Source organism: Mycobacterium sp., assembly GCF_049280035.1.
GTDB lineage: Bacteria > Actinomycetota > Actinomycetes > Mycobacteriales > Mycobacteriaceae > Mycobacterium.
Genome location: NZ_JBAPPI010000131.1, coordinates 1 through 8,917, shown reverse-complemented (window position 1 = coordinate 8,917; position 8,917 = coordinate 1). Strand labels below are relative to the sequence as shown.

The window sequence follows — 8,917 nt, the reverse complement described above, 5'->3', positions numbered from 1 at the left end:
GCGCTGGGTGGCTTGGCATCCCGTTCACCGCGGGTCGGCGCGGTCTTCTCGGTGGCCGCGCTGGTGCCCATCGCCGCGGCGTTGGCGTTGGCGGTGCCGGGCAGCTTTGGCGCGGCGCAGGTGACGCTGGGCGCTGCGGGGGTCACCGCATGGTCGCTGATAAACCTGATCATTCCTCAGCGCGAAAGCGGAAGAGCTATCGTGGTTTTCACTGCGACGGCGGTGCTCGGGGTGGGTGTACTGTTGGCCGCCGGCGCCGAGTCGTTATGGCAGCTGCCGCTGGTGAGCCTGGGCTGCGTGCTGATCGTGGTGGCGTTGCTGGTCACTGTTGAGGCCGCCCAACTATCCGCACTGTGGGCGCGATTCCCGCTGCCGGCCATTCCGGCGCCGGGGGATCCCACCCCCTCAGCGCCGTCGCTGCGAGTGCTGCAGGACCTGCCGCGACGGGTACGGATCAGCGACGCGCACCAAATCGGTTTCATCGCTGGGGCTGTGCTACTCAGCGCGGTCGGGTCGGTGGCGATTGCATTACACTCGCAAACGGTCTCCGCCTGGGGCTGGTATGTCGTCGCCGCGACATCAGCGGCGGCTGTGCTGCGGGCCCGGGTATGGGACTCCTCCGCGTGCAAGGCCTGGCTGCTGGCCCAGCCCTACCTGGTGAGCGTGGCATTAGCGGTGTTCTACACCGCGTCCGCGCACTATCTGGCCGCGATCGGCGCAGTAATAGTTCTCGCGGCGCTGACGTTGGCCTGGCTGGTGGTTGCGATGAACCCGCCAATCGCCTCCCCGGACAGCTATTCGCTACCCGTCCGCCGGCTGCTGGGCTTCGTCGCGTCCGGAATCGACGCGTCGCTGATCCCGGTCATCGCCTACTTGGTCGGCCTGTTCAGCTTGGTGCTCAATCGATGATCTCTGCCCGCGCCCGGCGGCGATATGGTTGCCTCGCCGCGGCTTTGGCCGCTGCGTTGTGGGTGTGCCCGCCGGCCCTGGCGGTCAACCAGCCGGAGGTCGATCCGGGCGCTAAACCACCGAGCGGCGCCCCCGGTCCGGTGCAGCCGATGGAGAAGAACGGCGACTGCAGTAGCTCCGGCGTCATCCCCGGTACCGATCCGGGCGCGGCGACGCCGAACCAGCGGATGGTGGATCCATCTGCGGCGTGGCGGTTTTCGCGTGGCGACGGCCAGCTGGTGGCCGTTCTGGACACCGGGGTACGGCCGGGGCCGAGGCTGCCCGGTGTGCAGCCCGGTGGCGACTATGTGGAAACGACCGACGGCCTCACCGACTGCGACGGGCATGGCACCCTGGTCGCGGGCCTGATCGCCGGCCAGCCCGGCGACGACGGCTTCGCCGGAATCGCACCCGCGGCACGGCTGCTGTCGTTGCGCGTGACGTCCGCGAAGTTCTCGCCGCGAACTCCGGGCGGGGATCCGACGCTGGCCCGTGCGGCCGTCGACGTGGCCGCGTTGAGCCGGGCGATCGTGCATGCGGCCGACCTGGGCGCCCGGGTGATCGACATTTCGGCAATTACCTGTCTGCCCGCCGATCGCAATATCGATCAGGCAGAACTCGGTGCGGCGATCCGGTATGCGGCTGTTGACAAGGACGCGGTCATCGTGGCTGCTGCCGGCGACAGTGGTTCCGCCGGTTGGGGTTCCGGCGCGGCCTCGTGTGAATCCAATCCGCTCACCGACTTGGGCCATCCCGACGACCCGCGCAACTGGGCAAGTGTCACGTCGGTGTCGGTGCCGTCCTGGTGGCAGCCATACGTGCTGTCGGTGGCCTCGCTGACGCCAGCCGACCAGCCGTCGAAATTCACGATGGCCGGCCCGTGGGTGGGTATCGCGGCGCCTGGGGAGAACATCGTGTCGGTGAGCAACCGCGACGACGGCGGACTCGCCAACGGGATGCCAAACCAACGCCGGCAACTCGTCCCGCTCATCGGCACCGATTACGCGGCGGGGTACGTATCCGGTGTCGCGGCGCTGGTTCGCAGCAAGTACCCAGATCTAAACGCCACCCAGGTGATTCACCGAATCACCGCAACCGCGCACAACGGGGCCCGCGCGCCGTCCAACGTCGTCGGCGCAGGCACCCTCGACCCGGTCGCCGCCCTGACCTGGGAGCTGCCGGCCGCCACCAACCACGATGCGGCATCGGTGAAACACGTTGCGGCGCCGCCGGAACCGGCACCGCAGAGCCCGATGCCGAGGATCGTCGCGTTCGCCGGGACCGCGGCCCTGATTTTGGCCGTCATAGCTGCCGCCGCGATCGCCGCGCGCCGACGAAAGGAGCCCACCCAGTGAGGTCACATCAATCCATCGCACCGCCCACCGGCCGGATCACGTTGGTGGCATTGGCCGTTGTGGCTGCGGCCCTGGGCTTTCCCTGGCATGCGGCGCGCGAGCGTTGGGTGCTCGGAATCGCCATCGCCGTCGTGATCACGCTGCTGGCCCGGTGGCGCGGGCTGCCGGTAACGACAATTTTGCATCGTCGGTTGGCGATGCGGCGTCCCAAACGCGGTGTGCGCCCGGCTGGCGGATCCGGCACCGACGTGCGGGCTACCGCGTTGCTACGGGTCGCCGCACCGGCGTCGGGTCCCGATGTGCTGCCGCTGGCGCTGATCGCCAGCTACACCGACCGTTACGGTTTGCGCGCGGACGCCATCCGTGTCACTAGCCGGGACACCGCATCCGATGCCGGTGTGCCCCAGCGGGAAACGTGGATTGGGTTGACCTTGTCCGCGGCAGACAACCTCGCGGCGCTGCAGGCTCGCTCGCCGCAGATTCCGCTGCACGAGACCGCCGAGGTCGCAGTGCGCCGGCTCGCCGATCACCTCCGCGAGAGCGGGTGGACGGCGACTGTCGCCGACCCTGACGAGATCCCGGGGCTCTACGCCCGGTCCGCCCGCGAAACCTGGGGTGGGATCTGGCAGGGTAATGCGGATTATGTAGCGGCCTACCAAGTTAAGGCCGACACCGCGTTGCCGAATACTCTCGCGGCGATCTGGTCATACCCGGTCCGCGAAACATGGACGGCGTTGGAAGTCACCGGTAGCGGCGACGAGCAGACCCTGGCCGTCGCGTGCGCATTCCATACCGACGCTCCTCCCGCTGCGGGCGGCCCATTGCCCGGGCTGATCTCGCATTCCGGTAATCACCGTCCGGCGCTAACGGCGTTGCACCCGTTGTCGACTCAGCAGCTTGACGGTCACGTCGCGCTACCCGAAGCGCTGCTGTTGACTCGGCTGCGCTGGCCCAGCACCGTCGCACAGCAGCCGACTTCGGTCCACGCCGCTATCGGCTGAACAGGGCGGCGGCGTTTTCGTAGACCACCTTGCGCAGCCACTCGTCGTCGATGCCGGGCAGACGGGTGATCGACCGCAGGGCGTCGACGTAGCTGTACGGGATGTTGGGGAAGTCGCTGCCGAATAGGATGCGATCGCCCACGTGCCGCAGCCGATGTAGCTGAGCGGGTGGGAACGGCATCGTTTCGTCGACAAACGGGGTGAACGCCATGGTGGTGTCCAGCCGGACATCGGCCGATTCCTCACAGATGTCGAGAAACTCGGTGTACTCGGGCATTCCCAGGTGCGCGACGATCAGCCGCAGCCGCGGATAGCGGTGTAGGAGGCGACGTATCGGCGCAGGCCCGGTGTGTTCGCCGGGGACCGGTCCAGAGCCGCAGTGAATGACCACGGGTATCCGGGCGTCCTCGATGACTCCCCAGACATGGTCGAGCAGTGGGTCGTTCGGGTCGTAACGACCTACCTGGACGTGTGCCTTGAAGACTTGGGTTCCGTCACCGATCGCCGTCTCGACGTAGTCTGCGGCGTCCGGCTCGGGATAAAACGTCGCGGTGGCAAGGCAATCCGGAGTCGACCGGGCGAACTGGGCAGACCATTGATTCAGCCACGACGCCATCTGCGGTTTGTGCGGGTAGACCAGCGCGGTGAAACGGCGCACGCCGAACTGCCGCAGCATTTCTACTCGCTGGGATTCCGCTGCCCGATAGGTAATCGGCCATTCCCGACCTAGCAGCGGGCCAGCGGAATCGAAGTAGTGCCATACCTTGTCCATCACCGATTTCGGCATGAAATGGGTGTGCACATCGATCACCCCGGGCAAGCCCAGCTCTGACCAGAACTGCCGGACCTCCGCGGCCTCGTCTTCGTCGGCCATCGCCCATCCTCAACTCGTCCGGCAGGCAGCAAGTAATACGGTTCGTCTATACCAGGCGCTTCGCGGGCCGTTGATCAGGAGGCTCAATATGTGGGATCCAGACGTCTACCTGGCCTTCGCCGACGACCGGGCCCGGCCGTTCTACGACTTGCTGGCCCGGGTGGGTGCCCAGCAGCCACGCCGAGTGGTCGACCTGGGCTGCGGCCCGGGCAACCTGACCGTGCAGCTGGCCCGACGGTGGCCGGACGCGGTGGTCGAGGGTCTGGACAGCTCACCAGAGATGGTCGCGGCCGCCCGTGAGCGCGGCGTGGATGCGACCGTTGGAGACCTGAGAACCTGGACGCCTCAGCCCGATACCGATGTGGTGCTGAGCAACGCCGCTGCGCATTGGGTGCCCGAACGCGACGAGCTGATGGTCCGGTGGGCCGAACAGCTGGGCGCCGGAGCGTGGATCGCCATTCAGATGCCGGGCAACTTCGAGACCCCGTCGCATTCCGCGTTTCGCGCCGTAGCGCGTCGCGAGCGGTATGCAAAGACGTTGCGCGACACTCCGTTTCGGGTGGGGACCGTGGTCGACACCCCGGCGCATTACGCCGAGTTGCTGATCGACGCCGGGTGCATCGTCGACGCCTGGGAAACCACCTACGTTCACCAGCTGACCGGCGAGCATCCGGTCTTGGATTGGATCAGCGGCACCGCACTGCTGCCGGTGCGCGAACGGCTCAACGACGAGGAATACCAACAGTTTCGCGAGGAGCTCATCCCGCTACTCGCCGATGCCTATCCGCCCCGGCACGACGGGACCACGTTCTTCCCGTTTCGGCGGGTGTTCGTCGTCGCACAGGTAGGCGGGTGATGAGCTATTGCGGTAGTCCTAGTCGCTGCGCGTCGTCGCGGTAGCGATCTACCCATTCGTCGGAGCGTTGATCGGCCTGCCGTTCCAACACCGGCGCGGGAGCCAGCCGTGGATCTTGACCGACTGCCTCCAACACCGTGGCGACAATCGTGGTCAGGTTGCGCCACAGCACCGGATAGGCTACGTCAATCGGGTCGATCTGCTCTTCGGCGAACCAGTTGCGCCAGCCTTCCTCCTGGTCCCGCAGACTCTTGACGACATGGGCGATAGCACCGGCGTGATACGCGGCCTGTGAGTCGCGCTCAGGATCTGGGCGGCCTCGCCACACCCGGGTCTGCACCGCCCGCCAGAACGACACCGCCTGCGAAACCACATCCGGCCGGTAGACGTGCACATAAACCGGTTCGCTGCCGATCACGTCCCGAATGGCTGCCCGCAGAGTGTCTCCGGAGCGATCGGGCAATCCGGCCGCCCGCTGCTGCAGCAGCGGTGTCTGGTTCCACATCAACTTGCCGCCCCAGATGCCGTTGGGTGTCCGGCCCGAGCTGCGGATGTGTTCGCGCCACGCAGCGGAGGACGCGGTATCGGGTGTGCCCGGCACGAGTGGATCGAGCAGCCGCAGGATCGTCTCGTCTTCGACTCCGGCGAACCACTGCCGCGGCTGGGGCGCCATGCCGGTCGTCGGCAGGTATTGAAAGAACTCCTGCGGCTCGCCGGCGCTGCCGGTCGCGCGTAACGACTCGACCAGCAGCGTGCTGCCACAGCGCTGCGAAGCGAGCACGAGATACGACGTCGAATGCGCGGGCACCAGCTGAGCCTAACCGCACCTCAGGGCGTGGTATCGATGCGTATTACGGTCACGCTGAACGCAACTATTGCTCGGCGCGCTGAACTCCGTCCTCGATGCCGCGGTCGATGGCGATCGCCGACCGACTGGTCGGCGTCATCTCGTGGATTTGTAAATACGTCTCGGTGTAGCGCGCCGCAATCCGACTGCCGGCGAAATCGGATGGTATGACGTCCCCGGTCTGCTGACGCCAATCATGCAGCCGGACAGCGAGATCGGCGGCGATCGCATCGGCGCCATCGAGGCTGTCCCCGACCAGCAAGTTGGTGGTCTCGGTGGGATCTGCGCGCAGATCGTAGAGTTCGCGTTCCGGACGCGGGGCGGTCACCAGCGGCGCGACGGCGTGGCCGGACGGGCTTTCCTCGATATCCCACGGCAGATCCAGTAGCGGCCGGCGCGCGTAATTCTCGATGTAGCTGAAGTCTTTCGTCCTGATCGCGCGGATCGGATCAAACGAGTCGTGATAGGTCTTGGTGGTGTACACATGATCGCGCACCGTCGTGCTGCTGTCGGGCGCAAGCAGCGCCTGCGCGTGCGAGATCCCCTCGACGTCGCCCGGCTCGTGTACGCCGAGGAGGCCCAAGAGCGTCGGGACCAGATCGACGCCACTGAACAGATCGTCGTAAACCTTTGGGGCCATTGCCATCCTGGTCGGCGGGCGGATGATCATCGCGATACCGGTTCCGGCCTCGTAAAGCGTGGACTTCGCCCGCGGAAAGGGTGCACCGTGGTCGGTCATGAAAATCACCCAGGTGCTGGCGTCTAGTCCCGTGGCGGCAAGTGTGTCCAGTATCCGGCCGACCGCGGCGTCGGCGGTCGCGATGGCCCCATAGAAGTCGGCCAGATCTTGGCGCACCTCAACGGTATCCGGCAGATAGTCGGGCGGATCTACAGCAGCGGCGTTGGCCGGTTGGTAGCGATGGCGCGGATAGGGTCGGTGCGTTTCGAAGAAGCCGGCCGTCAGGAGAAATGGTCGGCTGGTGTCATGGTCCTGCAGCCACTGCTGGGCGCGTTCCACCACGTATTCGCAATAAGAGTTCGACACGTCGAACTCGTCGAAGCCCAGTCTGGATGGATACGAGGTTTCGTGCTGCATCCCGAAAAGAGCTGAGTACCAGCCGTGTTCGGATAGCATTTGCGGCAGCGTACGAACATCTGGCCGATACTCCCACCCATGGTGAGCCAGGCCGACCAGTCCGTTGCTCTGCGGGTAGCGGCCGGTGAACAGTGATCCGCGCGACGGTGAGCATAGCGGCGCCGTGGCATGCGCTCTGGTGAACAAGATGCCCTCGCCGGCCAACTGGTCCAGTCGCGGGCTCGACACATCGGCGTGACCGTAGACGCCGAGATAGCGGCCCAGATCGTGCCAATGCACCAGCAACACATTGTCGCGGCGCTGGTTTGTTGTCTCCTGGTCGCCGATTACCGTCACCTCCTCAGCTTGGCGGACTCCGTCGACGTTATCGGCAGCAGTTCATCGGTGGGGCCGGCAGGACGCCTGCCACCTAGCGACTCACCAATGCGGCGGCGGATACCCGCCGGGCCCGGGTGGGCCCTGTTGAGGCGGTGGTGGCTGACCATAGGGCCACTGCCCGCCGCCCTGAAATCCGCCGGGCGCAGGGCCGCCGGTCAACTTCGGCGGCATGCCCAAGGTCATCCGGAATGCCGGGATCAACATGAGGCCACCGGCAGCCGCAATCACAAATCCCGCGATCAGGTCGTACGTGATGCGACCGGTGGCGCCGTATCGAGCTTCGCAACCGATCGCCAGCACCAGCATGACAATTCCGCCGCCGAGGATGAAGAATTGGCCCGTTTGCTTTCTGAGGAAAAGCATTACCGCCCCACCGGCGACAGCGAGGCCGGCCGCGATAATCAGGAACATGCACGTCACCAGAGCCGCTGGAATGGTGGGGACGGTGTTTTCGATCTGCTGCCGGCACAGGTTGGAGTACTCGCCGCCGAACCGTTTACAGATGTCCGTTGCACGATTGACGGCGCTGCTCAGGTTTATCCATAGCGTCAGGGTAAGGATCGCGCCGAGCAGCCCGAGCAACCCGAGGACGGCAAAGGTGACCCAGCTGATGGTCTGCTGGGAAGTGGGCGCGCCGTAGCCGGCCCACGCGGGTTGCGGATAGCCAGGCCGGGGTGGAGGCGTCGCCGGGTAACCGGGGTAGGGCGGTTGCTGGCCGAAGCTGCCGGGGGTCGGCTGGCCGCCGTGGCCGGGCTCGATGGGCTCCGGAGGATCGTTCGGCGAACTGCCCCACGGCGGGGGGAAACCTGGCGGAGGTGTTGACACCCCGGCATCGTAACCGTCGCGGCCAGCCGCGATCACGAAGCGGTAGGCGACTGCTGAGCGATCCGGCGGAGTTTGCGAATGGCAAGTGCGTTTGTCAGCAACGAAACCCAATTCATCAACAGCGCCGATGTCGGACTCCACCACCCGGCCGTGAGGTTGTGGATCTGAGCAGACCGGTAGGCACGCTCACATTCGGCCAACGTTCCGCAGACGCGGTAGGAGCGGTGATGCCACAGCATAAGCATGCCGGTGTGCTTCACCAGCGAGATCCATAACGGCCCGGCGCCGCTGGTCTGTGGCGGCGAAAGATATTGCGGCGCAGCTGGATACCCTGCCGGCGGCGGATACCAATAGCCGAGATGCGGCGGGTATGCAACTGGCCTCCGATAGCCGCTGGGCGCGGAATATTGCTGCGGGTAGGACACGGAGTTCTCCCAGGCTTCCATAGGTCTATGCGCTCGGCAGAACGACTCGACGCCGTGCCCGGTAACCCGGCCTAACCGGATAGCCGCCGTGTGCGGCCAGCGATCGCAACTGTCGCATGGCGAAGTCGCGACCGCGCCCGGCCTCGGGGATCACCACCCCTCCCCACAGCCCTTCGGCGCCGGGCGTTTCCCATGCCTCGCGAGCGCACAGCCAGCGCGCTGGGCATGCGCGGCACAGCGCCTTCGCCTCGTCGTCCGGATTGGTGGTCCAACGCTCCGGGTCAGTCGTGCAGACCGGGACGAACTCCTCGG

At 66.3% G+C, this 8,917-nt stretch carries 9 protein-coding genes; 4 read left to right on the top strand and 5 right to left on the bottom strand.

Going from position 1 to position 8,917, the window contains the following annotated elements:
• From eccD to eccE, 3 genes are all read left to right on the top strand, one after another.
• The coding region (eccD, locus tag WAN71_RS04270; RefSeq protein WP_422224137.1) for a type VII secretion integral membrane protein EccD at positions 1-909 on the top strand (909 nt) is incomplete at its 5' end.
• Entirely contained in the window at positions 906-2,303 is a 1,398-nt protein-coding gene (gene mycP, locus WAN71_RS04265; RefSeq protein WP_422224136.1) for a type VII secretion-associated serine protease mycosin, read from the top strand. The genes eccD and mycP, both read left to right, overlap by 4 nt.
• Positions 2,300-3,304 (top strand): type VII secretion protein EccE, encoded by a 1,005-nt coding sequence (gene eccE, locus WAN71_RS04260; RefSeq protein ID WP_422224135.1) that lies wholly within the window; start codon positions 2,300-2,302, stop codon positions 3,302-3,304. Before mycP ends, eccE begins: the two co-directional genes overlap by 4 nt.
• On the opposite strand, the gene WAN71_RS04255 is transcribed toward eccE, so the two are convergent.
• On the bottom strand, positions 3,294-4,178 hold the full coding sequence (locus tag WAN71_RS04255; RefSeq protein ID WP_422224134.1) for an amidohydrolase family protein: 885 nt from the start codon (positions 4,176-4,178) through the stop codon (positions 3,294-3,296). The two genes, eccE and WAN71_RS04255, sit on opposite strands and share 11 nt — an antisense overlap.
• Positions 4,179-4,266: 88 nt before the next feature.
• Here WAN71_RS04255 and WAN71_RS04250 point away from each other — a divergent pair, with 88 nt between their 5' ends.
• Positions 4,267-5,034 (top strand): trans-aconitate 2-methyltransferase, encoded by a 768-nt coding sequence (locus tag WAN71_RS04250; RefSeq protein WP_422224133.1) that lies wholly within the window; start codon positions 4,267-4,269, stop codon positions 5,032-5,034.
• 4 nt (positions 5,035-5,038) lie between these two features.
• On the opposite strand, the gene stf0 is transcribed toward WAN71_RS04250, so the two are convergent.
• The 4 genes from stf0 to WAN71_RS04230 form a co-directional block, all read right to left on the bottom strand.
• Positions 5,039-5,842, bottom strand: a complete 804-nt coding sequence (gene stf0, locus WAN71_RS04245) for a trehalose 2-sulfotransferase (protein WP_422224132.1) — start codon at positions 5,840-5,842, stop codon at positions 5,039-5,041.
• 64 nt (positions 5,843-5,906) lie between these two features.
• Positions 5,907-7,304: a sulfatase gene (locus WAN71_RS04240; RefSeq protein WP_422224138.1), complete on the bottom strand. Its 1,398-nt coding sequence runs from the start codon at positions 7,302-7,304 to the stop codon at positions 5,907-5,909.
• Positions 7,305-7,394: 90 nt separating this feature from the next.
• Positions 7,395-8,180 (bottom strand): hypothetical protein, encoded by a 786-nt coding sequence (locus tag WAN71_RS04235; RefSeq protein ID WP_422224131.1) that lies wholly within the window; start codon positions 8,178-8,180, stop codon positions 7,395-7,397.
• 450 nt (positions 8,181-8,630) lie between these two features.
• Positions 8,631-8,917 (bottom strand): WhiB family transcriptional regulator (locus tag WAN71_RS04230; protein ID WP_422224130.1); only part of this gene is annotated, 287 nt, incomplete at its 5' end.

Excerpts from the sequence above, each read along its gene's own strand:
- WAN71_RS04255 (WP_422224134.1), bottom strand. The coding sequence starts at position 4,178 with ATGGCCGACGAAGACGAGGCCGCGGAGGTCCGGCAGTTCTGGTCAGAG.
- mycP (WP_422224136.1), top strand. The coding sequence starts at position 906 with ATGATCTCTGCCCGCGCCCGGCGGCGATATGGTTGCCTCGCCGCGGCT.
- WAN71_RS04250 (WP_422224133.1), top strand. The coding sequence starts at position 4,267 with ATGTGGGATCCAGACGTCTACCTGGCCTTCGCCGACGACCGGGCCCGG.